The sequence below is a fragment of the Nocardia sp. NBC_01009 genome (genome assembly GCF_045208035.1).
Lineage (GTDB): Bacteria > Actinomycetota > Actinomycetes > Mycobacteriales > Mycobacteriaceae > Nocardia.
The window spans coordinates 1,741,891-1,767,597 of sequence record NZ_CP108695.1 but is presented as its reverse complement, the minus strand read 5'-3'; the positions used below and the strand labels follow the sequence as shown (position 1 = coordinate 1,767,597).

Below are 25,707 nucleotides of genomic sequence, written 5' to 3'. Positions count from 1 at the left end.
CGCGGCTCCTTTGGTTGTTCACTATCGCGGTACTCGCGGCAACTGCAGCCCGGATGACGCGACCAGTTCGCGCATCACCTCGTTGACGCCGCCGCCGAAGGTCACCACCAGGTTCTGTTTGGTTCTGCGGTCCAGCCAGGTCAGCAATTCGGCGGTGGCCGGATCGGCGGGATCGCCGTAGCGGCCGATGATTTCCTCGGCGAGCCGGCCCGCCTCTTGCAGCGATTCGGTGGAGAACACCTTGGTCGCCGACGCATCGGCGATCACAGTGGCCTGGTCACCGTCGACGGTGGCTGCCACCTGCCAGTTCAGCAGCTCGTTCAGCCGGACCATGGCGTGGATACGGCCGAGGGAACGGCGCACGTCGGCCTCGGCGAGCACACCGCGCGGCTGTGCCCAGTCGCGCACCTTGTCGTAGAGCTGCTCGATCTTGCCCGACGGACCGAGGCTTACCCGCTCGTGGTTGAGCTGGGTGGTGATCAGCTTCCACCCTCGGTTCTCCGCGCCGACCAGCATGTTCGCCGGGACGTGGACATTGTCGAAGTAGGTGGCGTTGGTGTGGTGGGCGCCGTCGCAGGTGATGATCGGGGTCCAGGAATAACCGGGGTCGGTGGTGTCGACGATCAGGATCGTGATGCCGCGGTGCCGCGACTCGACCGATCCGGTCCGACACGCCAGCCAGACGAAGTCGGCCTCGTGCGCACCGGTGGTGAAGATCTTCTGCCCGTTGACGATCCAGTCGCCGGACTCGTCGCGCACGGCACTGGTCCGCAGCGAGGCCAGGTCGGTGCCCGCTTCGGGTTCGGAGTAACCGATCGCGAAATGGATATCACCGGAGAGGATTCCGGGCAGGAACTTCGCCTTCTGCTCGTCGGTGCCGAACTGTTGCAGCGTCGGCCCGACGGTCAACAGTGTCACCAGCGGCAGCGGCACATCGGCGCGGACCGCTTCATTGAAGAAGATCTGCTGCTCCATCGGACCGAAGCCCTGGCCACCGTATTCCTTGGGCCAGCCGACACCGAGCCAGCCGTCGGCACCCATCCGGCGCACCACCGCGCGGTAGGCGTCGCCGTGCCGGTTGACCGCCATCTCGGCTTCCTCTTCGGGAGTCACGAGATCGGCGAAATACGAACGCAATTCATCGCGCAGCTTGCGCTGCTCCGCGGTCAGGTCGATGAACATCTGGCCCCCAATCGATCGAGTCGGAACGATTCGCCGCCGAGCCAGCGCGCGATGTCTTTGGCCTGCGAGTAGTAGCGGTGCATCGGGTGGGTGATGTCGACGCCGAGGCCACCGTGTAGGTGATGACACTTCTGCATGGCCGCGGGCAATTCCGACGCCACGGTGTAGGCCAGGACATCGAGATCGTCGTCGATCCGCTCCTGGTGTGCCTGGCCGGGATCGTCGTGCGCCAGCGCCCAGTTCGCCGATACTGCTGCGGCGTGCAGGGTGCGCGAGACGACATACAGATCGGCGATCTGCTGCGCCACCGCCTGGAATTCGGCAAGCGGTCTGTTGAACTGTCTGCGCGTGCGCACATGTTCGGCGGTCAAGACGAGCGCGCCCTTCAGCAGCCCGTCCGCGACGGAGCCGATCGACGCGACCGCGAGCCGGTGCAGCGCCGCGATGCCGCCGGGCAGCAGCCGCTCGGCCGGAATCTCGACATTGTCCAGGCGCACACTGCACTCGGGAATGCCGCCGGACACCGGTGACGGTGTCAGCGTGATGCCCTCGGCATCCGATTCGACAAGCGCGATACCGGAATTGGTGGGAATCAGCAGCCAGCGCGCAAGGTCCGCGTAGGGCACCGCCACCTTGTGGCCGGTGATGCGCACCGAATCGCCCTCGGCGACCGCCGTGGTTTCCGGCTTGACCACAAACGGGTTGGCCGGCTCGCTCAACGCCGCGGTGAGCACGGCGCCCTTGGCCACCTTGGGGAACACCTGCTCGGCAACGCTCTCGGGCAACGCGTCCAGCAGCGCAAGCAGCCCGAAACCGAGCGTCGAGACGGCGGGCACCGCCACCGCGTCGGTGGCCAGCTCGGTCAGCAGCACCGCTACTTCCGGCAGGCCCATGCCATCACCGCCGAAGCGCTCCGGCAAGGCGACCGACAGCAATCCGCTGTCGACGAGCTTCGGCCACAGCTCGATATCGCGTGCCGGTTCATGCTCCAGCAAACTCACGACGACCTCGGCCACGGCGTCCTGGCCCTCGTCCCTGGTGAAGTCCACGCTTTTCTCCCAGTTGACTTGTCGACTAGCTGTCCGTGTCGCGGGGTAGTCCGAGGATCCGCTCACCAGCCACGGTCAGCAGAATCTGCTCGGTTCCCCCAGCGATCGACAAACAGCGTGTGAGCAGGAACTCTTTTGCCACTTCCGAGTCCTGCGCACCGATAGCACCTGCCGTCTCCACGGCGAATTCGGCGACCGCCTGGCGATGGCGGACACCGACGAGTTTGCGCACGCTGCTCTGTGCACCGGGATCGCCACCCGCCAGCATCCGCACTGCGGCGCGCTGCTCTAGCAATAATCCAGCGATCGCGTCGGCGACGAAGCCGCCGAGCCGGTCGTTCAGCAGCTCTGCCCCGGGTCCGGTCGCGGGCAGCTTGGCGATGAGCTCCTCGAGCACCGGCCCGATTCCGTTGCCGCCCATGGCGACCCGCTCGGTCGACAGGGTGGAGCGGGCGATCTTCCAGCCGTTGTTCAGCGCGCCGACCAGACCGTCGTCGGGAACGAAGACATCATCGAGGAATACCTCGCTGAAGCGTGCCTCACCGGTGATCTGCACGAGCGGGCGCACCTCGAGCCCCGCGCTGTGCATATCGACGACGAAGTAGCTGATGCCGCGATGCTTGGGCAGTTCGGCGTCGGTGCGGGCCAGGCAGATCGCCCAGTTCGCCTTGTCGCCCAACGATGTCCACACCTTCTGGCCGCGCAGCACCCAGCCGCCGTCGACCTTCTTGGCGGTGGTGCGCAGGGCGGCCAGATCCGAACCGGCTCCCGGTTCGCTGAAGAGCTGACACCAGACGACCTCGCCGCGCAGCGTCGGCCACGCGAATCGTTCGATCTGCTCCGGTGTGCCGTACTGCAGCAGGGTGGGCACCGCCCAGCCGCCGATCGCGAGGTCCGGCGATTCCAGCCCGGCGCGGCGCAGTTCCTCCGAAATCACCAGCCCCGTCATCGGATCCGCACCACGGCCATAGGGCGCGGGCCAGTGTGGCATGACGAGCCCGGCCTCGACCATGGCATCGCGTCGCTGCTCCGCGGGCAGCGCGGCGATACGGGCCACCTCGGCGGCCAGTTCGTTTGTGCTTGCGTCGTCGACGGCGACACCATCGGCTGTGTTCAATTGGCGGCCCTCGCGGGACCCTTCGTGGTCACGCTCCGCTACCACCTCGGGGTCCGTCGCTCGCGCGGCGGCGAAAACCCGGTCCGCTCCGGTGGTGCGGCGGCGGCCCGCGCGGGTCAGCTCGGTCACTCGGGCCCGCCAGCGGGCCGAACCACCGAGCAGTTGCCGCAGGGCGATCGCACGGCGCAGATAGAAGTGCGCGTCGTGCTCCCAGGTGAATCCGATGCCACCGAGCACCTGGATGCAGTCCTTCGCGGTCTCGACCGCGGCATCGAGGGAAATGGTCGCGGCGATCGCGGCCGCGATCGGCAGCTCGGCCCCGCCTTCGTCCACCGCGGCAGCGGCGTCGGCCGCGACGGCACGGATCAACTCGGCCCGGCACAGCATCCAAGCGCAAATATGTTTGACCGCTTGGAAAGATCCGATCCGACGGCCGAATTGCTCACGCACCTTGGCGTATTCGACCGCGGTCTCCAGACACCAGCCGGCCAGGCCGGCAAGCTCGGCAGCAACCAGCACCACCACGAGATCCTCGACCGGGTGGGGCGAGGCGAACACGCACTCGGCGGGCACCCGCACCTCGGCGCAGTGCACCTCGGCCAGTGGGGTGCTGGGGTCCAATGGCGGCAGCGCTTCGACCCGCAGACCGTCGGCATCCGCCGGAATCAGGCACCAGCGCTGCCCATTCGGGGTTTGCACCGGCAGCAGCACCGCGGTTTCGGGCGCCGCGCCGAGCACCGAATCCCAGACACCGGTGAGCAGTAGCTCATCGGATACAGCCGGTACGCTCACTGCGGATTCGACAATGAAGTCGAGCGCGACACCGCAGGGCAGGTCCTCATCGATGGCGCCCCCGGTAACCAGATTCGCCAATGCCGTTGCCAGCACCGGTCCACCCACCAGATCATGCGCTGCTTGTTCGATAAGAACGGCGAGGTCGGCGACCGAGCCGCCCGCGCCGCCCGCATCCTCGGCGACCGCGACCCGGAAGATCCCGAGGTCCGCGAGCGCGGGCCAGTACGCGCGCCAGAAGTTCGTGGCATCGTCGCGCATTGTTGCAATTGGATGCACCGATCCGGCCCATCCACGCATCGACTCCTGAACGGCTTTATGCTCGTCAGTGGTGGCGATGGTCACACTCCGTACCGCCTCTCCGGCGTGACTCCCACACCTAGAACATGTTCTAATATCCTAGCTGGGCGGAAGTCAAGAGACGACCTCGCCTTGTGGGTCGAAAGCGCACGCCACCGACCCAAAAACAAGCCGATGGAACGACGTTTCCGGAAAGGACTCTCATCAATGGCCAGTCCCTCCCGATCCCAGCCTGCCGACTCGAGCCCGGCGGCGCGAGCGACGGCCACGGAGGCGGTAGCGGAGCGTGACCACGCAGGGGCCCGCGAACGCCGCCAGTCGAATGCAGCACCGCCTACCGCGACGGTCACCACGCTCAGTGAGGACGAGCTGAGTTCGGCCGCACAGCGGGAACGCCGGAAGCGAATTCTGGACGCGACCCTGGCGCTGGCTTCCAAGGGCGGATACGACGCGGTGCAGATGCGCGCGGTGGCCGAACGTGCCGATGTCGCAGTCGGGACGCTGTATCGCTATTTCCCCTCCAAGGTGCATCTGCTCGTCTCCGCGCTGTCGCGGGAATTCGAGCAGATCGAGGGCAAACGAAAGCCGCTGGCCGGACAGTCGCCGCGCGAACGCATGCATCTGCTGCTCACCCAGATCACCAGGATGATGCAGCGCGACCCGCTGCTCACCGAGGCCATGACCAGAGCCTTCATGTTCGCCGACGCGTCGGCGGCCGCCGAGGTCGACCGGGTCGGCAAGGTGATGGATCGGGTGTTCGCACGCGCCATGAACGACGGCGAGCCCACCGAACACCAGCTGGCGATTGCGCGGGTCATCAGCGACGTGTGGCTTTCCAACCTGGTGGCCTGGCTGACCAGGCGCGCCTCGGCGACCGATGTCACCGAGCGCCTGGAATTGACGGTCGATCTTCTGTTGGGCGAGAACCGCAAGTAAAGGCGGGGCCCGCACCCGGACGAGCGCGGATCCAGTTGATTCCAGGCAACTCCGTCGGGCGGGCTCACCACTACCGGGAGCACCTGCGCGCGAGTCGGCCGAAGTGAGCCAGCCCACGCTGGAAGTTGCGTAAAAGCACGCCAGCTGGGCAAATCCACTAGATGGTCGACGAGCCAGGACGCAATCGTGCGCACGCACACCGGCGCGCGTATGTGCGGCAAATTAAACACAGTATTGTTCACCGCGCCCCTGAAAAAACTCCTCCGATCACTAGGTTGGATGCGTGAGCGCACAGGATCTGCCACTTGAACTTCGCCGTGCATTGTCGACGGTTGCGCGCGTGCCACGGCTGTTGGTCGCATCGGACTACGACGGGACGATCGCGCCCATCGTGTCCGACCCGACGAAGGCTTTTCCCCAACGGGAATCAGTGAGCGCGCTGCGCGCGCTCGCCGGCCTTACGGGAACGACCGCAGCCGTTATTTCCGGCCGCGCGCTGCGAGATCTCGCGGCACTGTCCAGACTCCCGGTCGAGGTGCAACTCATCGGTAGCCACGGCTCGGAATTCGATGTCGGCTTCGTGCATGCCATCGACAACGACGCTAAACAGCTGCTGCAAGAAGTGCAGACCTCTCTTTCCCAGATCGCCGCGGACAACCCCGGCGCCTCGGTGGAGATCAAACCTGCCAGCGTCGCGTTGCACGTGCGCAATGCCAGCCCGGAAATCGGCCTCCGCGCCCTCAAACAGGTCAGGCAAGGGCCGGCCTGTTGGGTCGGTGTGCAGGTGACCGAGGGCAAGGAAGTCATCGAGCTCGCGGTAATCCAGACGGACAAGGGCGTCGCGCTCGATACCGTCCGGCACCAGGAGGGCGCGTCCGCCGCGGTGTTCTTCGGTGACGACGTCACCGACGAGAAGGCCTTCCGCATGCTCTCGGGTCCCGATGTCGGCATCAAGGTCGGCAAGGGCGAGAGTCTGGCCAAGTTCCGGGTCGACAACACCGAGTGCGTGTCGTGGGCGCTGGCCTTCCTGCTCGAAGAGCGGCGCACCTGGTTGGCGGGCGCGAGCGCCCCGCGCATCGAGCGTCTGACCATGCTGTCGAGTCCGCGCTCGGTCGCGCTGCTGACGCCGGACGCGACGGTCACCTGGTTCTGCCATCCGGAACCGGATTCGGCGGCGGTGTTCGCACACCTGCTCGGCGGACCCGACGCCGGCCACTTCACCATCGCTCCGGAACGGCCGGGGCTGCCGCTCTCGCAGCGCTACATCGACGGCACCATGACCGTCGAAACCCGTTGGGCCAGCCTGCAAGTGGTCGACTACCTGCCGCACGACGTCGCGCCGACCAGGACCGACCTGACCAGGGTGATCACCGGTGACGCGAAAGCGGTCGTCACCTTCGCACCGCGACCGGAATTCGGCCAGGTGCCGGTGACCATCGAATGCGAACCGACCGGGCTGCGCGTGCTCGGCACCAACGACCCGATGGTGCTGCGCTCCCCCGGCGTGGAATGGGAGATCCAGACCGACGGCATGCACAGCTCGGCGCGCGCCGTCGTCGATCCGTCGGACGGTCCGATCGTGCTGGAAATGCGCTGTGGCACGCAGGATCTCGCGCCCGCCATGACCAGCGAGCCGGAACGGCGAAGGGACGCAGAGGATTACTGGGCCCAGTGGGCGGCCAAGCTCGAATTGCCGCCGCTGAAGCCGGATCTGATGAAGCGCTCCGCGCTCACCCTGCGCGGGCTCGTGCACGCCCCGTCGGGTTCGATCCTGGCCGCCGCGACCACCTCGTTGCCGGAAGACATCGGCGGCGTGCGCAACTGGGACTACCGCTACTGCTGGCTGCGCGATGCCTCACTGACCGCGCAGGCATTGGTTTCACTCGGCTCACTCACCGAGGCGGAGGAATTCCTCGGCTGGGTGCACCGGGTGCTCGAGACCTTGCCCGGCCCGGAGCGCCTGCACCCGCTGTACACGTTGTACGGCGAGACCCTGCCGCCCGAGGCGTCGATCGATCAGCTTCCGGGTTATGCGGGATCGCGGCCGGTGCGCGTCGGCAACGCCGCGAATATGCAGGTGCAGCTGGACGTTTTCGGTCCGATCGTCGACCTCATCGCGTCGCTGGCCCATGGCCGCGAGCACAAGGGGATCACCGATCCGGCGCACGCGCTGCCGGATGCCGACTGGGAGCTGGTGCACGCCATGGTTTCCGCGGTGCAGCGGCGCTGGCAGGAACCCGACCACGGCATCTGGGAGATCCGCGGCAACCCGCGCCACCACGTGTATTCCAAGGTGATGGGCTGGTTGACCATCGACAGGGCGATCACGTTGGCGCAGAAGTTCGATCGCCAGATCGATCCGGTCTGGGTTACGTTGCGCGACATCATCGCCGACGAGGTCAAGACCAAGGGCTGGAACGAAGAGGTCCAGTCCTACACCGCGGCCTACGACGGCACCGACCTGGACGCGGCCACACTGCACATCGGTCTCAGCGGGCTCATCGATCCTTCCGATCCCCGGTTCGCGGCGACGGTCGTTGCCACCGAGGCCGAGCTGCGCAGCGGCTCGACCGTGTACCGGTACCACCACGACGACGGCCTGCCCGGCGGCGAGGGTGGCTTCCATCTGTGCGCGGCCTGGCTGGTCGAGGCGTATCTGCTGATCGGCAAGCGCTCGGACGCCGAGGCGCTGTTCGCCCAACTGGTCGACGTCGCGGGCCCGACCGGCCTGCTCAGCGAGGAGTACGACCCGGTGGCCGAACGCTCGCTCGGCAACCACCCGCAGGCCTACAGCCATCTCGGCCTGCTGCGTTGCGCCCAGCTGCTCGGCAAGCCGGTGGAGGCGCTCGTCTAGCCGCTTCGACAACCACATAACCCGGGCCCGCGAACGATTCCCTGTTCGCGGGCCCGGCTCGTATTCGAGTGATGCAGGAAACACCGACTCGTGCTCAGCGGGGACTCTTGCTAAAGTAAAACGGTAACGATTTCCATTATGATCTAGAGCACTGCCGCCAGCGACTACTTGCGGGTCGGTCGGAACACAGCGCTGCGAGATCAAGAGCGCCACCAGGAGTACCCCCACGTGAGATCCCGAATTGCCATGAAATTCGCCGGCATCAGCGTGGGAGTGGCCACCGCACTCGTCCTCACCGCGTGCGGCGCCTCGAAAGACTCCGACAAACCGAACGTCGTCGCATCGACGAATGTGTGGGGCGGCATCGCTGCGACCATCGCAGGGCCGGACGCCACCGTGACAGCCATCGTCAGCGATCCGTCGGCCGATCCGCACTCCCACGAGACCTCCGCGGTGGAGTCGGCAAAAATCAGTGATGCCGACCTGGTCGTCTACAACGGCGGCGGCTACGACGAGTTCATCGAGAAAGCCGTATCCGGCAAGGGCAAGCGCACCGTCGACGCCTTCGAATCCCGCACCGACAAGAGCGACGAGAACGAGCACGTCTTCTACGACCTGAGCACCGTCGGCACGGTCGCCGACCGAATCGCCGCAGCACTCGGCGAGATCGACGCGGCGCACGCCGCCTCCTACACCGACCGCGCCGCGGTGTTCAAGAGCCGGCTGGGTGCGATCACGGCCATCGCCACCAAGATCGCCGCCGAGCACCCGAAAACGCCGGTACTGCAGTCCGAACCCCTCGCGCATTACCTGCTCGTCGCCGCGGGCGCCGCGGATCTGACCCCGCACGAGTTCCAGGAAGCGATCGAGCAGGAAACCGATCCGGCCCCCGCCGCCGTCGCCGCGACCCAGGATCTGCTGACCGGCAAGAAGGTCCGCGCCCTGGTCTACAACGTGCAGACCCAGGACAAGATCACCAAGAATCTGCGCTCGTTGGCGCAGTCTGCGAGCCTCCCCGTCGTCGAGGTGACCGAAACGCTGCCCGCGGGTGTGGATTACATTCAGTGGCAGACCGATAACGCCCAGGCTCTCGCCGCGGCGCTGAAATGATGTCGCGGGGGGCTGAGCCGATGCGGCCATGGACCATACCGATGTCGCCGTGCACCGCGCTGATGCGGCCGGTGGCCGAGCCTGCGCCACCGGGGGCGAGCCCGATGCGGGCGGAGATGTGCCGAGATGAGTGAGGGAACCGCGCTGACCGAACTTGCCGAACCGGTCGAACGGCGGCTGCCGTCGCGGATGAACAACGATGAGGCCGCCGTCCATCTCGACACCGCGCGGATGTCGTTCGGCGACCGCACGCTCTGGCAGGGACTGGATCTCGACATTCGGCAAGGCGAATTCGTCGCGGTGCTGGGGCCGAACGGATCCGGCAAGACCTCGCTGCTGAAGGTGCTGCTCGGACAGCTCGCCCTCAGCTCGGGAACCGCCGAAATCGCAGGCGCGCCCGCCCGCGCGGGCAATCCCGACATCGGCTATGTGCCACAACAGAAGACCATCGACGCAGGCGTGCAGTTGCGTGGCGTCGATCTGGTCGGACTTGGCGTCGACGGCCACCGCTGGGGGTTGGGGCTGCGCGGGCGCGCGGCACGCAAGCGCAAGGTCGCGGCCGCCATCGCCGACGTCGGCGCGGAGAAATTCGCCTACGCGCCACTGGAATCCATATCCGGCGGCGAACAGCAGCGGCTGCGGGTCGCGCAGGCACTGGTCGGCGATCCCAAGGTGCTGCTCTGTGACGAGCCGTTGCTCAGCCTGGACCTGGCCAATCAGCGGCTGGTGTCCGAGCTGATCGATCGGCGCAGACGCACCCACGACACCGCGGTGCTATTCGTGACGCACGAGATCAATCCGATTCTGCCGCTGGTGGATCGGGTGCTGTACCTGGTGGACGGGAAATTCCGGATCGGAACGCCGGACGAGGTGATGACTTCGGCGGTGCTGTCGGAGCTGTATCAGACCGAGGTCGACGTGCTGCGGGTACGCGGCAGGCTGGTCGTGGTCGGCACCGGAGACACCATGGACGCGCTCGGCGCGGCCGGCGCCCAGCATTGCCACGGCGCCGTGCCTTCCGAGCCCGAGTCTCGGCTTTCCGCAACCGAGACCGAGCCGAGCGGGGTTCGTGCGTGATCGACAAACTCTCGGGTGTGGTGTCGAAGATGTTCGACTTCTCCACCACCGTCAACCTGCTGTCCTACTCCTTCGTCCAGCAGGCGGTGCTGGCCGCGGCCCTGCTCGGGCTGCTCGCGGGCGCCATCGGCCCGCTGATCATCAGCAGGCAGATGTCCTTCGCGGTGCACGGCACCAGCGAGCTGTCGCTGACCGGTGCGGCCGCCGCCTTGCTTGCCGGGATCGGGGTCGGCCTCGGCGCGATCGTCGGCTCCGTGGTGGCCGCGGTGCTGTTCGGCGTGCTCGGAACCAAAGCACGGGAACGCGATTCGGTGATCGCGGTGGTGCTGTCGTTCGGGCTCGGGCTCTCGGTGCTGTTCCTCTGGCTCGGTCCCGAACGCGCCGGATCGAAGTTCTCGCTGCTGACCGGTCAGGTGGTCAGCGTCGGCTACAGCGGCCTCGCACTGCTGGCGACCTGCACGGTGCTGGTGCTCGCCGTGCTCGCCATGGTCTATCGGCCACTGCTGTTCGCCAGCTCCGATCCGGAGGTGGCGCTGGCCCGCGGCGTACCGGTGCGGACGCTGTCGGTGGTGTTCGCCGTCATGCTCGGCATCACGGCCGCGTTCGGCGTGCAGATCGTCGGGGCCCTGCTGGTGCTCGCGCTGCTGATCACCCCGGCAGCAGCGGCGGCGCAGCTGACCGCGAATCCGGTGCGCGCCACCGTGCTTGCCGTGGTGTTCGCCGAGATCGCCGCCGTCGGCGGCATTCTGTTGTCGCTCGCGCCCGGCGTTCCGGTGTCGACGTTCGTCACGACGATCTCATTCCTGATCTACCTGCTCTGCCGCGTGGTCGGGCCGCGGCGCGGCCGGGTTGCCCGGACCGCCTGAGCCGACCGAGCGCCGGACACGCGACCGCACACCGATCACCTCGGACCGCTCGACCCGGTAGCGGTGCGGCACGTTGTCGGAACCGTCGCGTACACCGACCGGTCGAAACACCTGCCGGATTCTCGACATCTGGCGAACTCCGATTCGCACGAGTCTGCGCGACCGATATCTCCGACGGCTGAGGGCGGGTGCCTTCAGTAGGGCTGCGGAGGTTTCGTATGCTCGACGGACGCGCCCCCGAACGAATGGTGACCAACGATGATCGACTTCACGATTCCCGCCGAACTCGCCGCCGAACGCGACCGGGTACGCCAGTTCGTCATCGACAAGATCGTCCCCTTCGAGCGCGACCCGCGGCTGACCTCGCACGGCCCGACCGATGAGCTCAGGCAGGAACTCGTCGAACTGGCCCGCGCCGAGAAGCTGCTGACCGTCCAGGCCCCGGAGTCCCTCGGCGGGCGCGGGCTCACGCACATCGAGCAGGCCGTGATCTACGAGGCGGCGGGCTGGTCCACCCTCGGCCCGGTCGCCATGAACTGTGCTGCGCCCGACGAGGGCAATATGTTCCTGCTTTCCAAGATCGCCAACCCCGAGCAGGTCGAACGCCACCTCGCCCCCGCGGTTGCCGGCCACCAGCGCACCGTCTTCGCGATGACCGAGCCGGACGGCGCGGGCTCGGACCCGGGCCAGCTGGCCACCACCGCGACCTTCGACGGCGAGAACTTCACCATCAACGGCCGCAAGTGGCTGATCACCGGCGCCGACGGCGCGAAGACCTGGATCATCATGGCCAAGGTTCTGCCGAACCCGCACGTGCCGGAAGGCCCGACGCTGTTCCTGACCGACGGCGACCAGCCCGGCATTGTCATCGAACGCACCATGAACACGATGGACCGCAACTACGTCGGCGGCCACGGCGTCGTCCGCTTCGACAACCTCACCCTGCCCGAGTCGGCACTGCTCGGCGAGACCGGCCAGGCGCTGCGCTACGCGCAGCTGCGGCTGGCCCCCGCCCGGCTCACCCACTGCATGCGCTGGCTCGGCGCGGCCGAGCGGGCACAGAGCATCGCGGTCGACTACGCCAAGACCCGCACCGCATTCGGCAAGCCGATCGGCGACCACGAAGGCGTGTCGTTCATGTTGGCGGACAACGAGATCGCACTGCACCAGTGCCGCCTGACCATCTGGCACGCCTGCTGGCTGATGGACCAGGGCGAGAAGGCGCGGCACGAAAGCTCCATCGCCAAAGCCTTCGTCTCCGAAGAACTGTTCAAGGTCGCCGATCGCTGCGTGCAGGTGCTCGGCGGCATCGGCATCAGCGACGAAACCGTAGTCGAAATGATCTTCCGCGACATGCGCGCCTTCCGCCTCTACGACGGCCCGACCGAGGTCCACAAGTACGCCATCGGCCGCAAGGTATTGCGCAGCAACTGAGTGCCCTCACTAGGCACGATGACACCTTCCGAGCGCAGCGAGATCCAGCAAAAGAGTTCGCCCCGTCTCACTTCCGAGCCGTCGAAGCGCGTACAACAGTTCGCAAGATCCCCACAGACGCGCCCACTCGGCACGATGATGTCTTCCGAGCACAGCAGCATCCAGCACCAAAGTTCGCAACCCCATCTCGCATCCGAACACCCGAAGCGCAGACAACAAAGTCGCAAGACCCCCACAGACGCAACCCTCGGCACGATGACACCTTCAGGGCACAGCAAGACCCAGCACTAGAGTCCACGACCCGTCTCGCCCCCGACAGCCGAACCGCCGACAACAAGGTCGCAAGACCCCCACAGACACGCCCACTCGGCACGACGATGTCTTCCGAACACAGCAACATCCAGCACCAAAGTTCGCAACCCCATCTCGCATCCGAACACCCGAAGCGCCGACAACAAAGTCGCAAGACCCACACACACGCGCCCACTCGGCACGATGACACCTTCCGAGCGAAGCGAGACCGAGCACTAAAGTTCGCGGCCCGTCTCGCTTCCGAGCCGTCGAAGCGCACGCGCCGCAGGCGCAAGTCTCGACGGCTCGGAAGCGAGACCAAGGGGGCCGCGAACACGCAGCGCCGCAGGCGCTGCCAAAAAGACACAGCCCGCTGCAAATCAAACTCCATTAACATCCAGTGGCATGAGTCCGGAATTGCTCGTCGATGTCTCTGCGGGCATCGCCGTGCTCACGCTCAATCGTCCCGCTCAGCAGAACGCCGTCACCCCGGCGATGGCTGCCGAACTCAGTGCCGCGCTGGCACGCTGCGACGCCGAGGATGCGATTCGCGCGGTCGTGCTGACCGGCACGCCGCCCGCGTTCTGCGCGGGCGCTGACCTTTCCAATCGGGTGGGTGATGTCAGTGCCACCATCGAGCCGCCGCCGTGGCGGGTACGTAAACCGGTGATCGCGGCGGTGAACGGCCACGCGGTCGGTATCGGGCTCGCGCTGGCTCTCCAGTGCGATCTGCGGTACATGGCGCGGGACGCGGTGTACGGGCTCAACCAGGTCCGCCGCGGCGTGCTCGCCGACGGCTACGCGCACTGGACGCTGCCGCGGCTGGTCGGCATGGCCAATGCCGCGGACATCATGCTGACCGGCCGGACCTTCGACGGCGACGAGGCCAAGGCGATGGGCCTCGCCAACGGCTGCCTGCCCGCAGGCGAAGTGGTGCCGACCGCGCTCGCGATCGCGCACGACATCGCGAACGGGTCGGCGCCGCTGCCGGTCGCGTTGTCGAAGCGACTGCTGTGGGAGGGGCTCGGCATGAGCCCGACCGTGGTCGGCCAACTCGAGGGCGACCTGAACGAGCACGTCGCCAAGAGCATCGATGGCGGCGAGGCGATGGCAGCCTTCCGCGATCGCAGACAGCCCAACTGGACCGGCAGCATCAGCGAGGAATGGCCCGCGTGGGACAGCCAAGGCAAATCCGAGCGCCCGAGTCTCGATTGACGCCTACGCGTTGCCGTTGATCATGATCATCAGGACGAGCACGGCCCAACAGACCATCAGGATCGTGCCGACGATGCCGAGGACGTACCCGACCATCACCTGAACACGGCCACCGTAGGCGCCGCCGGATTCCTCGATCTGGTCGAGGGCGCGCTTGCCGAGAGCCCAGGCCACCGGCCCGAGCAGGCCACAGCAGATCAGACTGGCCGCGCCCAGGAACAACACAGCCGTCGCATTCGGATGTTCGACCGGCTGGCCGATGGGCTGGTTGGGTATCACCACCGCCCGAATTCTACGGGGCGAGAGCCACTTTGCCGCTCAATGGCGTGCCCGAGTTTGTCGGACTGTGTCGATTCGTCGCTCAGGCGCGGCGCTGGCGGGCGATCTCGGAGAGCACCACACCCGCCGCGACCGAGGCGTTCAGCGATTCCACCGGGCCCGCCATCGGGATGCCGAGGATCGAGTCGCAGGTCTCACGGACCAGCCGCGACAGGCCCTTGCCTTCCGAACCGACCACGATGACGGTCGGCTCGCGGCCGTCGAAGTCGTCGAGGGTGGTGTCGCCGCCCGCGTCGAGGCCGACGATCTGGCAGCCTTGGGCGGCCCAATCCTTCAGTGTGCGAGTCAGGTTCGTGGCCCGGGCGACCGGGAGCCTGGCCGCGGCGCCCGCACTGGTGCGCCAGGCCACCGCCGAGACACTCGCACTGCGACGCTGCGGGATCAGCACACCCTGCCCGCCGAACGCCGCCACCGAGCGGATCACAGCGCCCAGGTTGCGCGGATCGGAGATATTGTCCAGCGCCACCAGTAGGGCGGGCTCCGCCGATTCCCGCACCTTGGCGATCAGATCGTCCGGATGCGAATACCGGTACGGCGGCACCTGCAACCCGACGCCCTGATGCAAACCGTTGGCGCTCAGCCGATCCAGATCGGTGCGCGGCACCTCGAGGATGGAGATGCCCGCGTCGGCGGCGATCTTCACGCTCTCGGTCAGTCGCTCGTCGTTCTCGGTGCCGACCGCGACGTACAGCGCCGTCGCGGGAACACCGGCACGCAGGCATTCGACGACCGGATTGCGGCCGAGCACCATCTCCGGCGCGTCGTCGTTCTTGCGTCCTGCTGCGCGTCCTGCCGCACCGCGAGGACCCGGACGCCCCTTTGCCTCGGCCTTCGCCTTGGCGGCGGCCCGCTTGGCCGCGGGATGCTTGGTGCGCTCGACGGCGGGCGGCGTCGCGCCGCGCCCCTCGAGGCCGCGACGGCGTTGCCCACCGGAGCCGACGACCGCGCCCTTCTTGGTGCCGCCCTTACGAATTGCGCCTCGACGCTGTGAGTTGCCTGCCATCAGTTCGCCTTTCCACTCTGCACCGCGCCAGGCGATGATGTTGTAGCGGCCAGCGACCATTCCGGACCGTCAGGGGTGTCTGTCACTTCGATGCCTGCGGCATGCAGCCGGTCCCGCGCGGCATCGGCACTCGCCCAATCCTTGTCGGCGCGCGCCTGCTGGCGGCGCCCGAGCTCCGCGCGCACCAGCACGTCGAGCGCATCGAGTGCGACCGAGTTGTCCTCGGGGGTGTACCAATGCGGATCGAGCGGATCGACGCCGAGAATGCCGAGCATGGCGCGTAGTTGTCCGGCCAGATCCCGGGCGGTGTCGATCGAGCCCGCCTCCAGCGCCTTGTTGCCCTCGTGGACCACGGAGTGGATCTCGGCCAGCGCCTTCGGCACGGCGAGGTCGTCATCGATGGCGGCGGCGAACGCGTCGGTCCACTTCCCGACCGGGATGTCACCCACCCGCTCCACGACCCGATGAATGAAGGCCTCGATGCGCTGATAGGACTGCGCGGCGTCGTGCAGCGCCTTGTCCGAGTACTCCAGCATCGAACGGTAGTGCGCACTGCCGAGGTAGAACCGAAGTTCCACGGCCCGAACCTGTTTGAGCACATTCGGCACGGAAAGCACATTGCCGAGCGACTTGGACATCTTCTCGCCGCCCATGGTCACCCAGCCGTTGTGCAGCCAGTAGCGCGCGAAGCCGTCACCGGCAGCCTTGGACTGGGCGATCTCGTTCTCGTGGTGCGGGAACACCAGATCCATACCGCCGCAATGGATATCGAATTCGGGGCCGAGATAGAACTCGGCCATCGCGGAGCATTCCAGATGCCAGCCGGGGCGGCCGGGACCCCACGGCGACGGCCAGGACGGCTCGCCGGGCTTTGCCGCCTTCCACAACGTGAAGTCGCGGGGGTCTCGCTTGCCGTGGCCGAGGCTCTCACCCTGGTGCACATCGCCGATCCGGTGACCCGAAAGCTTGCCGTAGTCCGGATAGCTGAGCACGTCGAAGTAGACGTTGCCCTCCGAGGCGTAGGCGTGCCCGCGCTCGATCAGCCGCTGCATCAGATCGGCCATCTGCGTGATGTGACCGGTGGCCCGCGGTTCCGCCGACGGCGGCAGCACACCGAGCAGGCAGTAGGCGCGATCGAAGGCCCGCTCATAGGTCGAGGCCCATTCCCACCACGGCCGGTCGGCCTCGGCGGCTTTGGTCAGGATCTTGTCCTCGATGTCGGTGACATTCCGGATGAACCAGACGTCGTAATCGTGTGCAAGCAGCCAGCGCCGCAGCACATCGAACGCGACTCCGCTGCGCACATGACCGATGTGCGGCTCACCTTGAACGGTGGCGCCACAGAGATACACCGAAGCACGGCCGGGGACCAAGGGCGCGAAATCGCGCACGGTCCGCGTGTCGGTGTCAAAGAGGCGCAGCGTCACGACCGTCGATACTAGCTGGTGTACCTGCGGGTTCACGGCCCGGCTCGGGGTGTGACCGGCCGGATGCTATACCCGCGCCTCCAGCAACGCGGTAGCCACTGCCGCGACACCCTCGCCGCGACCCGTGAGACCCAGTCCGTCCGTGGTTGTTCCGGAGACCGAGACCGGTGCATCGAGGAGTTTGCCGAGCACCTGTTGCGCCTCCGCGCGGCGCGGTCCGATCTTGGGTCGATTGCCGATGACCTGCACCGCCGCATTGACGATGCCGAAGCCGGCTTCGTCCAGCAACCTACGCACTTCCGCGAGCATCGCCGCGCCGGAAACGCCTTCCCACTCGGGCCTTCCGGTACCGAACACCGCTCCCACATCGCCGAGTCCGGCCGCCGAGAGCAGCGCGTCGCACAGTGCGTGCGCCGCGACATCGCCGTCGGAGTGCCCCGCGCAGCCGTCGTCGCCGTCGAAGAGCAATCCGGCCATCCAGCAGGGCCGGCCCGGCTCGACAGGGTGCACATCGCTACCGATGCCGACCCGCATGCTCACGATGTCCTCGCGTCCATGCGGTCGAGCACCGCCTGCGCGAGCAGGAGATCGAGCGGAGTGGTGATCTTGAAAGCCAATGGGTCTCCGGGAATCGTGCGCACCTGGGTGCCGAGTAGCTCGACGAGCCCGGCGTCGTCGGTGGCCTGGACATCGGTCGCATAGGCAGCGCGCAACAGATCGGCAGCGAAGCCCTGCGGGGTCTGGATGGCGCGTAGGCCCGCGCGGTCGGGGGTGCCCGTCACTCCGCCGCGCGAATCGACGGACTTGATGGTGTCGACGACGGGCAGCGCGGGGACCACCGCGCGGTGGCCCGCGCGCAACTCGGCGGCGACTCGCGCGATCAGCTCGGGCGGCGTCAGGGCTCGGGCGGCGTCGTGCACGAGGAAGTAGGAGGCGTCCGGCGCTGCGCCGATGCCGGCGCGCACCGAATCGGTGCGCTCGGCGCCGCCGACGACCACCTGCACCGAGTCCGTGGCAGGCAGTAGGGCGACGGCGCTCTCCACGAATTCGGCGGGGACCATGACCACGACTCGGTCGACCGCCCCGGAGGCGATCAGGCCGTCTACAGCCAGTCGGACCATAGGTGTGCCGCCGACTGCGACGAACGCTTTGGGCGTGTTTTCACCCAAACGAACGCCACGGCCGGCGGCAGGTACCAACGCAACGACGCAACCGCCGTTGTGTACAACATTCACGGTCAGGAAGCCGCTGCGAGAACCTCATCGAGCAGCGTCTCGGCCTTGCCGTCATCGGTGCCCTCGGCAAGCGCGAGTTCACCGACAAGGATCTGACGGGCCTTGGCGAGCATGCGCTTCTCACCCGCGGACAGACCGCGGTCCTGCTCACGACGCCACAGGTCGCGGACGACCTCGGCAACCTTGTTCACATCGCCGGAGGCGAGCTTCTCCAGGTTGGCCTTGTAGCGACGAGACCAGTTAGTCGGTTCTTCGGTGTGCGGCGCCCGCAGCACCTGGAAGACTCGATCGAGACCCTCCTGGCCAACTACGTCACGCACGCCGACATACTCGGCGTTCTCTGCGGGAACGCGCACAGTCAGGTCACCTTGGGCGACCTTCAGGACCAGATACTCTTTTTGCTCACCCTTGATGGTGCGAGTCTCGATTGCTTCGATCAGCGCCGCTCCGTGGTGGGGGTAAACGACGGTGTCTCCGACCTTAAAAATCATGTGTCCCGTGCCCCTTTCGATGTTCACAGTTTAACATGCGACTCGGTAACGGCGCGATCAACTGTGCAGGTCAGGGCCACAACGAGCACATCGCGGGGGTTGACATAACCCACCTGGTGTGCATTACGTTGTGCCAGAACGAGTTAACGACCGGCGTGATTACCACATCGGCCGATGAGTGCGGCCAGCAGTACCCGGGCAACCCGGCGACATTCGACCGAACTGTTATCAACCACCCGCGAGTCGCGAGCCCCCGCGCCCGCTCGGTTGAGCCAACTACTACGCTCCCTAGTTACTACTCTCCCTAGCGGAGTGTGCCCGGTCGACATGGAGGGACAACCCGTGACTGCCCTGAAAGCTGTGACTGCCTCGAAGGGGGCGCGACGTCGCATGGTGACGGTTGCCGCACTCGCCGCCGGAGCGGCGCTCGGACTGTCCGGCTGCGGTGCAGGCCAGATCTCACAGACCGCGACGCAGGTCGCCGCCGTGAACGGCAACCATGCCGACATCAACAAGATCTCGCTGCGCAACGTGCACATCGTCTACCCCGGTGAGGGCTACAACAATGTGCAGGGCGGCAAGGCGCTCATCGCGCTGTCGGTCATCAACAACAGCGAGTCGGTTCCGGACGAGCTCACCAGCATCACCACCGACCTCGGCCCCGTGAAGATCACCGGGCCCGCGGGTGATGCGAAGTTCGAGATCGCGCCGCAGCAGACCGTTGTCGCGGGAGCGTCCGCCGAGCACGGCGCGGCCAAGCCCGATGCCCATGACGCGGCGCCGACGACCGGGCACGGTGCGCCCGCCACCGGCGACAAGCCGTCCCAGGATCCGGCCGCCAAGCCTGCGACCATCGAGATCAGTGGCCTGACCAGGGACATCACCCCCGGCCTCACCTACGCCGTCAAGTTCAATTTCAAGCAGGGCGGCACCATTCAGGTCCAGGTGCCCGTCGATGCCGGCACCGGAACCGAGCGGCACGAGTCCGACAAGTCCGGCGCGGCCGAGCCCGCCAAGGGCGGCCACTGAGCTGGTTGTGACCCGCCGTCGCGCGGGGTGAACACGGCTGTCGCGCGGGGCGCGGCAGCCGTTTTCTTTTCTGTCCAGCCCAGTTGTCGGACATGGTACGTAAGGTGCGCCTGTGGCAAAGACCAAGTCGATCTTCCAGTGCTCGGCCTGCAGGCACGAGGTCGCCAAGTGGGTGGGCAAGTGCCCGGAGTGCGGCGCGTGGGGCACGGTGAACGAGGTAGCCGGGTCGGCGGGCGGTGCGGGCGCACCCGCGGGGCGACGGGCGATGCTGCCCAGCACCGCGGCGGCGCCGATCTCGCAGATCGATTCGAAGGTGACACAGGCCAGGCCGACCGGCGTCTCGGAGCTCGATCGGGTGCTCGGTGGCGGCATCGTCCCGGGATCGGTCGTACTGCTGTCCGGCGAGCCGGGAGTCGGCAAGTCCACGCTGCTGCTCGAGGTCGCCCATCGGTGGGCGAATCAGCGCGACGAGAAGTCGTTGTATGTCACCGCGGAGGAGTCGGCCGGTCAGGTCCGTCTCCGCGCCGACCGCACCGGCGCGGTGCACGAGCGGGTGTACCTCGCGGCGGAGTCGGATCTTTCGGTGGTGCTCGGGCATGTCGAGCAGGTGCGTCCTTCGCTGCTCGTCGTCGACTCGGTGCAGACCATGCTCGCGCCCGATGTGGACGGAACCATCGGCGGCGTCACCCAGGTGCGCGCGGTGGCCGCGGCGCTGACCTCGCTCGCCAAGGCGAGCGGGATCGCGGTGCTGCTGGTCGGGCACGTCACCAAGGACGGCAACATCGCGGGCCCGCGCACCCTGGAGCACCTGGTGGATGTCGTACTGCAGTTCGAGGGCGACAAGAACTCCACGCTGCGCATGGTGCGCGGCATCAAGAACCGCTTCGGCGGCGCCGACGAGGTCGGCTGCTTCGAACTGCACGACGACGGCATCGCCTGCGTCACCGACCCGTCCGGGCTGTTTCTGCACCACCGCACCGATTCGGTGCCCGGCACCGCGGTCACCGTGGCCATGGACGGCAAACGACCGCTGGTCGCCGAGGTCCAGGGGCTCACGGTGAACACCGAGATTCCGCAGCCCCGCCGAGCCGTCAGCGGCCTCGACTACAACCGGGTGGCGATGGTCCTTGCTGTACTGCAGAGCCGCGGCCGAGTCTTCCTCGGTAAACACGACGTCTACGCCGCAACGGTCGGCGGCATGCGACTGCTGGAGCCCGCCGCCGACCTGGCCATCGCGCTGGCCATCGCCAGCGCCGAATCCGACATCGCACTGCCACCCGGCTGGGTGATTCTCGGCGAGGTCGGCCTGGCAGGCGAGGTGCGCAAGGTGACCGGAATCGCGCGCAGACTGGCCGAAGCCGAACGACTCGGCTTCACCACAGCTCTGGTGCCACCCGGATTGGAGCGGTCCAAGAGCGGCATGAAAGTCCACGAAGTCACCGACCTGAAATCGGCCATCCGCCTCGCAAGCCTCCGCAAACCCCGCAAGGCCCCCGCCGAGAAGGCGGCTGACTTCTAACAAGCACATCCACCACACTCGCGACGTCGCCACCGCGCCCGCACTCGCTACAACACAGACTCCGAGCGGAACTCGAGCCCAGAATGAGCGGCTCGGCCCATGCCACATGCGCCCGAGGCGCATCAACCAAAGTCGCAACCATCACCACAGACGCACCTCCTCGGATGACACCTTCCGAGCGCAGCAAGACCCAGCACCAGAGTCCACGACCTGTCTCACGTTCGAGCCCCCGAAGCGCAGACAACAAGTCGCAAGATCCGCACAGACGCAACCCCTCGGCACGATGACACCTTCCGAGCGAGACCCAGCACCAGCGTCCGCGGCCGTCCCACCTTTCACAACAGCCGAAGACCATCCACCGAAGTCGCAAGCTCAGTCCCCGACGCCCCCACTCGGCACGATGACACCTTCCGAGCGCAGCAACACCGAACATCAGAGTTCGGGGCGCATCCCACCTCTACAGCCGCCTAAGCGCCCAAATCAAAGTCGCAAGCTCAACTACCAACGCACCCACTCGGCACGATGACACCTTCCGAGCGAAGCGAGACCGAGCACTAGAGTTCGCGGCCCGTCTCGCTTCCGAGCCGTCGAAGCGCATGCGCCGCAGGCGCGAGTCTCGACGGCTCGGAAGCGAGACCAAGGGGGCCGCGAACACGCAGCGCCGAAGGCGCTGCAAAAAAGACACAGCGCCGCAGGCGCTGCCAAAAACTCAAGCGATGTTGAAAGGCTCTACCGAGCTACGTACCGAACCGAGTTGCGCGACAACGGCATACGCGCCCGCAGGCACCGGCACGCGGTCGCCTGCACAGTTGGGCTGTGACGTCGATCCGGACCAGGTGACAGTGAAGGCCGCCTGTTCGCCGCGGTTCAACGTCCGCACATCGGGTTGGCCATCCGGGTAGCAGTCGGTGCTCGACCACAGCCTGCGCTGGCCGTCGAGGGTGAGCACGGAAACCTGCTGCAGACCCGAGCCGACATCACGCGAGCACGGCGACGTCGAGATATTGGTGATCACGATGCCGAACACCGGCGTCTCACCGATTTTGTAGGTGGGCTGCTCCACCGTCACCCGCACGGCTAGCGACTGATCCGGGCACTGGCCCTGTGCCACCGGGCTGCCGCTCGGCGTCGCGGACGCACTGCCGGAGGCCTTCGGTGCACTCGATTCCGCGCTGGTCGAGGGCTTGACCGACGAGCCTTCGGCAGCCTTGGTCACCGACGACGAGCTCGCCGCCGCCTTGGCGCTGACGGGGGAATCACCGCCACGCGCGAACATCACCACCAGCCAGATCACCAGCGCGAGCGCCACGACCAGGACTCCGATGGCGAGAACGCGGCGACGCCAATAGATCTCCGGAGGCAGCGGTCCATTCGGTTCCAGCACGCCTCAACGGTAAGGGCACGATCGGGCGCAGCGACTCAGGGCTCCGGCGTGTCGGGGCGGAAAAGGCGAACGTGGCGACCGAATTCGGCCCCGCACGCTGGGGAAACGCTCCGGTGATCGATTCAGGCGAGCTCGCCGATGTTGCCGACGACACGCTGCAGCTCCACCCGACCGTCGGCCAGCTTGTAGGTCACACAGGCGATCGCGCACTCGCCGGTGGCCACCCGCTGCGAAATGATCATCGAGCGCTGCATGAGCAGCCTGCTGGTTTCCACCACGTGCCTGGCCTCCATCTCGTCGACGGTGGACAGACCCTCCCTGCGACCGATCAGAATCGACGGCGTGACCCGCTCGACCACACTGCGAATGAACCCGCCCGGCACCTCGCCGCCGTCCAGCGCGTCGATGGTGGCTTTCACTGCGCCGCAGCTGTCGTGTCCGAGCACCACGATGAGCGGCACGTTCAGCACCTGCACGCCGTACTCGATCGACCCCAGCACCGAACTGTCGACCACATGGCCCGCGGTGCGCACCACGAACATGTCGCCGAGGCCCTGGTCGAAGATGAGCTCGGCCGCGACGCGGGAGTCCCCGCAACCGAACAGGATTGCGGACGGGTGCTGGCCACTAACGAGCTTGGCCCGGTCCACGGCACCCTGGCTAGGATGCAGCAGACTGCCGTTGACAAAGCGCTCGTTGCCCTCGCGGAGGGATTTCCAGGCACTGATCGGGTTGGAATCAGGCATACCGACCATTGTGCACATCAGATTGGTTACCAGCGAGTTCGTTTCGTTACGGGTTGGCAAATATCGACTGGCCGAAACACACGAGGAACGGTGAGGGCGGTGCCGAAGAGCGGCGCAGCGCACAAGGGCGCGGGTGCACCGAGCAAGAGCAACTCGGCGCACAAGAGCATCGACGCTGAGGTGTTGCTGGACTGGTATGAGCGCACCGCGCGGGATCTGCCGTGGCGGCGGGCCCAGGTGACGGCGTGGCAGATTCTGATGAGTGAGATCATGCTGCAGCAGACGCCGGTGGTGCGAGTCGAGCCGATCTGGCGCGAGTGGGTGGCCCGCTGGCCGGTGCCCTCGGCGATGGCGGCCTCGTCGCAGGCCGAGGTGCTGCGCGCGTGGGGCAAGCTCGGATATCCGCGCCGCGCGCTGCGGCTGCACGAATGCGCGCGGGTGCTTGCCGAGCAGTACGGCGACGAGGTGCCCACCGACGTCGACCTACTCCTCGGGCTGCCCGGGATCGGTGCGTACACCGCGCGCGCGGTGGCCTGTTTCGCCTACGGTCAGCGAGTTCCGGTGGTGGACACCAATGTTCGCCGGGTCGTGGCTCGTGCGGTGCACGGCCGCGCGGAGGCGGGCAACCCGTCCTCGCGCGATCTGCCCGAGACCGAGGCGCTGCTGCCGCAGCAGATCGATCGGGCCGCGGTATTTTCCGCGGCGCTGATGGAACTCGGTGCGACGGTGTGCACCGCGCGAACCCCCGACTGCCATCGCTGCCCGTTGCCGCAGTGCGCGTGGGTGGCCTCGGGCCGGCCGGTGTCGGAGGTGGTTCGGCGCACCCAGAAGTACGAGGGCACCGACCGGCAGGCTCGGGGCAGGCTGCTCGATGTACTGCGCGATGCCACCGGACCGGTGGAACGGGTGCGCCTCGACCTGGCTTGGACTCGTGACCCGGGCCAACGCGACCGCGCCTTGGATTCGCTGCTCATCGACGGACTGATCGAGCAGACCGCCGAGGGCCTGTTCGCGCTCGCGGGCGAGGGCGGGCAACCGGTCGGTTGACAGCTACTCGCCGAGGACCCGGCGCAGGAACACCTCGACCTCGGCGCGGTACCGCTCGGGCTGGTCGTCGTGCACGAGATGGCCGGAGTTCGGGATCTTCACATACACGGCGTCCGGGTGGACGACGGCCATCTGCCGCATCTGCCCCGCCGGCGTAATGGTGAATTCGCCTTCGATCAGCAGCGCGGGCACCGTGATCGCCTTCCACTGCGCCCAGAAATCGCGGGTCCCCCACTCCTCGGAAATATCACGGAAGGTCGCGACCGAACCGTGCAGCCGATAGCCGTCCGCCCCGCGCTCGAACGAATTCAGGAAATACCGCCCAGCGACCGGACCGAAAAAGTCCAGCACCGCATCCTCGTCCGGAAACGGCGGCCACGCCTCGATCATCGCCGCCCAATCCTGAGCCGTCCGTCCGGTGAAATCCGGTGCGATGTCCTCGACAACCAGCGCACGCACCCGATCGGGATAGGACGCAGCAAAGACCCACCCGTGCAACCCGCCCATCGAATGCCCGATCACAACCATGGGCTCGGAGATCGGCGCGGTCGCCGCCGCCAAGTCTTCGATAAACGCCTCGGTAGTGAGTTCAGCGGGCGCTGGTCGACCGTGCCCGGCAGCATCGAACGTATAGACATGCCCGAACCCCCGCAGCCACTCCAGCTGACCACCCCAGGTACGAGCACTGCCCATCAACCCGTGCAACAGCAGGATCGGAACCCCTGCCCCACCTTCGTCATACAACATTGAAAGCGACAATACGTTCGCCGATCACGCGACCACGACCCACCCTACGAGCACCATTTGCGACCACTAGCGCGCCGCAGGCGCATGGAACAAGTCGCGACCTCCCATCAACCGCACTCCGTCGACACGATGACACCGTCCGAAGGCAGCAAGACCCAGCACCGGCGTTCACGGCCTGTCCACCCCACGCCAGCCGAAGCGCATCTACCAAAGTCGCAAGATAGCCACCACCGCATCCCCCCAACACGATGCACCTTTCGAGCGAAGCGAGACCGAGCACTAGCGTTCGCGGCCTGTCGACCCCACACCAGCCGAAGCGCGTCCACCAAAGTCGCAAGATAGCCACCGACACGCCCACTCGGCACGATGACACCTTCCGAGCGCAGCGAGACCGAGCACTAGAGTTCGCGGCCCGTCTCGCTTCCGAGCCGTCGAAGCGCATGCGCCGCAGGCGCGAGTCTCGACGGCTCGGAAGCGAGACCAAGGGGGCCGCGAACACGCCGCGGCGCAGCCGCGG

General features: G+C 67.0%; 22 protein-coding genes. 10 read left to right on the top strand and 12 right to left on the bottom strand.

The window, feature by feature from the left end; translation table 11 throughout:
- Positions 1-21 precede the first annotated feature (21 nt).
- From OHA42_RS07715 to OHA42_RS07705, 3 genes are read right to left on the bottom strand one after another with little or no spacing between them, the layout of a single operon-like run.
- The gene (locus tag OHA42_RS07715; protein ID WP_406235718.1) at positions 22-1,182 is read right to left on the bottom strand and encodes an acyl-CoA dehydrogenase family protein; all 1,161 of its coding nucleotides are present in this window, start codon (positions 1,180-1,182) and stop codon (positions 22-24) included.
- A complete protein-coding gene (locus OHA42_RS07710) occupies positions 1,167-2,231 on the bottom strand; it encodes an acyl-CoA dehydrogenase family protein (protein ID WP_406235716.1) in 1,065 nt (354 codons plus the stop codon). Before OHA42_RS07710 ends, OHA42_RS07715 begins: the two co-directional genes overlap by 16 nt.
- A 25-nt stretch (positions 2,232-2,256) precedes the next feature.
- Positions 2,257-4,485 carry an acyl-CoA dehydrogenase gene (locus OHA42_RS07705; protein ID WP_406235715.1) on the bottom strand — a complete coding sequence of 743 codons (2,229 nt, stop codon included), beginning with the start codon at positions 4,483-4,485 and terminating at the stop codon, positions 2,257-2,259.
- A 162-nt stretch (positions 4,486-4,647) separates the two neighbouring features.
- Between OHA42_RS07705 and kstR the strand changes: the two genes are divergently transcribed.
- The 7 genes from kstR to OHA42_RS07670 all read left to right on the top strand — a co-directional run bounded on the left by kstR (position 4,648) and on the right by OHA42_RS07670 (position 14,223).
- Positions 4,648-5,376 (top strand): cholesterol catabolism transcriptional regulator KstR, encoded by a 729-nt coding sequence (gene kstR, locus OHA42_RS07700; RefSeq protein WP_406235713.1) that lies wholly within the window; start codon positions 4,648-4,650, stop codon positions 5,374-5,376.
- 283 nt (positions 5,377-5,659) lie between these two features.
- Complete coding sequence (gene otsB / locus OHA42_RS07695) at positions 5,660-8,230, top strand: trehalose-phosphatase (RefSeq protein ID WP_406235711.1); 2,571 nt, start codon at positions 5,660-5,662, stop codon at positions 8,228-8,230.
- A 246-nt stretch (positions 8,231-8,476) separates the two neighbouring features.
- Positions 8,477-9,340 carry a metal ABC transporter solute-binding protein, Zn/Mn family gene (locus OHA42_RS07690; protein WP_406239193.1) on the top strand — a complete coding sequence of 288 codons (864 nt, stop codon included), beginning with the start codon at positions 8,477-8,479 and terminating at the stop codon, positions 9,338-9,340.
- A gap of 189 nt (positions 9,341-9,529) precedes the next feature.
- Positions 9,530-10,417, top strand: a complete 888-nt coding sequence (locus OHA42_RS07685; protein ID WP_406239191.1) for a metal ABC transporter ATP-binding protein — start codon at positions 9,530-9,532, stop codon at positions 10,415-10,417.
- Between the two features lie 29 nt (positions 10,418-10,446).
- Positions 10,447-11,283, top strand: a complete 837-nt coding sequence (locus OHA42_RS07680) for a metal ABC transporter permease (RefSeq protein WP_406239189.1) — start codon at positions 10,447-10,449, stop codon at positions 11,281-11,283.
- Positions 11,284-11,541: 258 nt separating this feature from the next.
- Positions 11,542-12,717, top strand: coding sequence for an acyl-CoA dehydrogenase family protein (locus tag OHA42_RS07675; RefSeq protein WP_406235709.1), 1,176 nt, complete (start codon positions 11,542-11,544; stop codon positions 12,715-12,717).
- Between the two features lie 696 nt (positions 12,718-13,413).
- On the top strand, positions 13,414-14,223 hold the full coding sequence (locus tag OHA42_RS07670; RefSeq protein ID WP_406235707.1) for an enoyl-CoA hydratase/isomerase family protein: 810 nt from the start codon (positions 13,414-13,416) through the stop codon (positions 14,221-14,223).
- A 3-nt stretch (positions 14,224-14,226) separates the two neighbouring features.
- Here OHA42_RS07670 and OHA42_RS07665 read toward each other — a convergent pair whose 3' ends face one another.
- From OHA42_RS07665 to carD, 6 genes are all read right to left on the bottom strand, one after another.
- The gene (locus OHA42_RS07665) at positions 14,227-14,505 is read right to left on the bottom strand and encodes a DUF4190 domain-containing protein (protein ID WP_406235705.1); all 279 of its coding nucleotides are present in this window, start codon (positions 14,503-14,505) and stop codon (positions 14,227-14,229) included.
- 79 nt (positions 14,506-14,584) lie between these two features.
- On the bottom strand, positions 14,585-15,565 hold the full coding sequence (gene rlmB / locus OHA42_RS07660) for a 23S rRNA (guanosine(2251)-2'-O)-methyltransferase RlmB (RefSeq protein ID WP_406235703.1): 981 nt from the start codon (positions 15,563-15,565) through the stop codon (positions 14,585-14,587).
- Positions 15,565-16,992 carry a cysteine--tRNA ligase gene (gene cysS, locus OHA42_RS07655; RefSeq protein ID WP_406239187.1) on the bottom strand — a complete coding sequence of 476 codons (1,428 nt, stop codon included), beginning with the start codon at positions 16,990-16,992 and terminating at the stop codon, positions 15,565-15,567. The genes rlmB and cysS overlap by 1 nt, the downstream gene beginning before the upstream one ends.
- Before the next feature lie 66 nt (positions 16,993-17,058).
- Positions 17,059-17,526, bottom strand: a complete 468-nt coding sequence (gene ispF, locus OHA42_RS07650; RefSeq protein WP_406239185.1) for a 2-C-methyl-D-erythritol 2,4-cyclodiphosphate synthase — start codon at positions 17,524-17,526, stop codon at positions 17,059-17,061.
- 2 nt (positions 17,527-17,528) lie between these two features.
- Positions 17,529-18,227, bottom strand: a complete 699-nt coding sequence (gene ispD, locus OHA42_RS07645; RefSeq protein WP_406235701.1) for a 2-C-methyl-D-erythritol 4-phosphate cytidylyltransferase — start codon at positions 18,225-18,227, stop codon at positions 17,529-17,531.
- A 2-nt stretch (positions 18,228-18,229) separates the two neighbouring features.
- Complete coding sequence (gene carD / locus OHA42_RS07640; RefSeq protein ID WP_011206964.1) at positions 18,230-18,718, bottom strand: RNA polymerase-binding transcription factor CarD; 489 nt, start codon at positions 18,716-18,718, stop codon at positions 18,230-18,232.
- 360 nt (positions 18,719-19,078) lie between these two features.
- Here carD and OHA42_RS07635 point away from each other — a divergent pair, with 360 nt between their 5' ends.
- Together OHA42_RS07635 and radA are read left to right on the top strand one after the other, a co-directional pair.
- Positions 19,079-19,747, top strand: coding sequence for a hypothetical protein (locus OHA42_RS07635; RefSeq protein WP_406235698.1), 669 nt, complete (start codon positions 19,079-19,081; stop codon positions 19,745-19,747).
- 112 nt (positions 19,748-19,859) lie between these two features.
- Positions 19,860-21,266, top strand: coding sequence for a DNA repair protein RadA (gene radA / locus OHA42_RS07630; protein WP_328408554.1), 1,407 nt, complete (start codon positions 19,860-19,862; stop codon positions 21,264-21,266).
- Positions 21,267-21,975: 709 nt separating this feature from the next.
- Here radA and OHA42_RS07625 read toward each other — a convergent pair.
- Positions 21,976-22,650 carry a hypothetical protein gene (locus OHA42_RS07625; RefSeq protein WP_328408552.1) on the bottom strand — a complete coding sequence of 225 codons (675 nt, stop codon included), beginning with the start codon at positions 22,648-22,650 and terminating at the stop codon, positions 21,976-21,978.
- Positions 22,651-22,772: 122 nt separating this feature from the next.
- Positions 22,773-23,396: a carbonic anhydrase gene (locus tag OHA42_RS07620; RefSeq protein ID WP_328408551.1), complete on the bottom strand. Its 624-nt coding sequence runs from the start codon at positions 23,394-23,396 to the stop codon at positions 22,773-22,775.
- A 168-nt stretch (positions 23,397-23,564) separates the two neighbouring features.
- Between OHA42_RS07620 and OHA42_RS07615 the strand changes: the two genes are divergently transcribed.
- Positions 23,565-24,443, top strand: coding sequence for an A/G-specific adenine glycosylase (locus OHA42_RS07615; RefSeq protein WP_406239183.1), 879 nt, complete (start codon positions 23,565-23,567; stop codon positions 24,441-24,443).
- A 3-nt stretch (positions 24,444-24,446) separates the two neighbouring features.
- Here OHA42_RS07615 and OHA42_RS07610 read toward each other — a convergent pair whose 3' ends face one another.
- Positions 24,447-25,190, bottom strand: coding sequence for an alpha/beta fold hydrolase (locus OHA42_RS07610; RefSeq protein WP_406235695.1), 744 nt, complete (start codon positions 25,188-25,190; stop codon positions 24,447-24,449).
- Between the last annotated feature and the right edge of the window lie 517 nt (positions 25,191-25,707).

Excerpts from the sequence above, each read along its gene's own strand:
- OHA42_RS07715 (WP_406235718.1), bottom strand. The coding sequence starts at position 1,182 with ATGTTCATCGACCTGACCGCGGAGCAGCGCAAGCTGCGCGATGAATTG.
- kstR (WP_406235713.1), top strand. The coding sequence starts at position 4,648 with ATGGCCAGTCCCTCCCGATCCCAGCCTGCCGACTCGAGCCCGGCGGCG.
- OHA42_RS07690 (WP_406239193.1), top strand. The coding sequence starts at position 8,477 with ATGAAATTCGCCGGCATCAGCGTGGGAGTGGCCACCGCACTCGTCCTC.
- OHA42_RS07685 (WP_406239191.1), top strand. The coding sequence starts at position 9,530 with ATGAACAACGATGAGGCCGCCGTCCATCTCGACACCGCGCGGATGTCG.
- OHA42_RS07680 (WP_406239189.1), top strand. The coding sequence starts at position 10,447 with ATGTTCGACTTCTCCACCACCGTCAACCTGCTGTCCTACTCCTTCGTC.
- OHA42_RS07675 (WP_406235709.1), top strand. The coding sequence starts at position 11,542 with ATGATCGACTTCACGATTCCCGCCGAACTCGCCGCCGAACGCGACCGG.
- OHA42_RS07670 (WP_406235707.1), top strand. The coding sequence starts at position 13,414 with ATGAGTCCGGAATTGCTCGTCGATGTCTCTGCGGGCATCGCCGTGCTC.
- rlmB (WP_406235703.1), bottom strand. The coding sequence starts at position 15,565 with ATGGCAGGCAACTCACAGCGTCGAGGCGCAATTCGTAAGGGCGGCACC.
- ispF (WP_406239185.1), bottom strand. The coding sequence starts at position 17,526 with ATGCGGGTCGGCATCGGTAGCGATGTGCACCCTGTCGAGCCGGGCCGG.
- carD (WP_011206964.1), bottom strand. The coding sequence starts at position 18,718 with ATGATTTTTAAGGTCGGAGACACCGTCGTTTACCCCCACCACGGAGCG.
- OHA42_RS07620 (WP_328408551.1), bottom strand. The coding sequence starts at position 23,396 with ATGCCTGATTCCAACCCGATCAGTGCCTGGAAATCCCTCCGCGAGGGC.
- OHA42_RS07610 (WP_406235695.1), bottom strand. The coding sequence starts at position 25,190 with ATGTTGTATGACGAAGGTGGGGCAGGGGTTCCGATCCTGCTGTTGCAC.